This window comes from Methyloceanibacter marginalis (assembly GCF_001723295.1).
GTDB classification, from domain to species: Bacteria; Pseudomonadota; Alphaproteobacteria; order Rhizobiales; family Methyloligellaceae; genus Methyloceanibacter; species Methyloceanibacter marginalis.
On sequence record NZ_LPWD01000378.1, the window covers coordinates 1 to 1,440 of the forward strand.

Sequence of the window (1,440 nt, forward strand, 5' to 3'; positions counted from 1 at the left end):
TCCATCTCTTCGCCGTGTCCTATTTCACCGGCAACGCCAAGATCACCGAGACCAGCGAGGAGGCTCCGGCGGCTGGCGACGCGGGCGACGGCACCACGACGATCTCAAAGGGCGAAGAGGCCGGAGAGACGCAAGAAGTGGAGGCGCCTCCGGCCCAAATGCCCGCCCGAGCAGAAGCAGAAGGTCCAAAACGCCATCCAGGCCTATGTGCAGGCGGCACAGGCCAATTGACGATCCTGGCGGGTCAGGCGAACCCGGAATTGACAGTTTCCAAGCATTCCGTGTAACAGAACGGGCAAAGCCCGTTCGGTTTGGGCTTTGAGGATCGCCGGGCGGCTCCGGCGGCCCCTAATCAACCAGCATTCATGGGTTTTTGCGGCAGACGCGGGATTTTAGACCGCCCGCGAAAAGCTTGATTTGGCTTTGGAGTTTTGACGAATGACGAAACGAATTCACGCCAAGCACAAGATCGACCGGCGGCTCGGCGAGAATATTTGGGGCCGGCCTAAGAGCCCCCAGAACAAGCGCGAGTACGGACCTGGCGAGCATGGCCAGCGCCGCCGCGGCAAGCTGTCCGACTACGGCCAGCAGCTCCGCGCCAAACAGAAGCTCAAAGGCTATTACGGCAACATCACCGAGAAGCAGTTCAAGTCCATCTACCACGAGCCTCTCCTGAAGGGCGACACCTCCGAGCGCCTGATCGGCCTGCTCGAGCGGCGCCTCGACGCGGTCGTCTACCGCGCCAAGTTCGTGCCGACCGTATTCGCCGCCCGGCAGTTCATCTCCCACGGGCACGTCAAGGTGAACGGCCGCCGCGTCACGATCCCGAGCTATCGGGTCAAGGAAGGCGACGTGGTCGAGGTGCGGGACAAGTCCAAGGACATGGGCATGGTGCTCGAGGCCGCACAGAGCGGCGAGCGCGACGTGCCCGATTATGTCGAGGTGGACCACGGCAAGATGGTGGCAAAATTCGCGCGCGTCCCGACCCTGTCCGACGTGCCGTATCCGGTGATGATGGAGCCGAACCTCGTCATCGAGTTCTACTCGCGCTAATCCGCGTACGATCCCTTCACAAGATTTGCATCATGGCCGGGCCCGTCCCGGCCATTTGCTTTTCTGCCCAGTGTAGAATCGAAAATGCCCGGCGCTTTGGTCGGGCATTTTTTTCTTCGGCGATCTGTGCTGGCGGAGACTAGGCCGTTTGCGTCTGCGCGTTGTTGGCGACGCCCTTGGTGTTGAGCATGTCCTGAAGCTCGCCCGCCTGGAACATCTCGCGCACGATATCGCAGCCGCCCACGAACTCGCCCTTGACGTAGAGCTGCGGCACGGTCGGCCAGTTGGAATAGGCCTTCACGCCTTCGCGCACGCTCATGTCTTCGAGCACGTTGATGTCTTTGAAATCCACGCCGAGATGATTGAGGATCTGCGCGACCTGCATGG

Annotated in this window: 3 protein-coding genes; 2 read left to right on the forward strand and 1 reads right to left on the reverse strand. The window is 61.4% G+C overall.

All coding sequences use genetic code 11. The annotated features are described in order from the left end of the window. Positions 1–287, forward strand: a 287-nt coding sequence (locus AUC71_RS19700; protein ID WP_158007846.1) for a hypothetical protein, incomplete at its 5' end; no start/stop codon positions are given. Between the two features lie 151 nt (positions 288–438). Then, complete coding sequence (gene rpsD, locus AUC71_RS13115; RefSeq protein WP_069624617.1) at positions 439–1,053, forward strand: 30S ribosomal protein S4; 615 nt, start codon at positions 439–441, stop codon at positions 1,051–1,053. A 139-nt stretch (positions 1,054–1,192) separates the two neighbouring features. Here the strand turns inward: rpsD and AUC71_RS13120 are convergent. After that, on the reverse strand, positions 1,193–1,440 hold a 248-nt coding region (locus tag AUC71_RS13120), incomplete at its 5' end, for a glutaredoxin family protein (protein WP_083238363.1).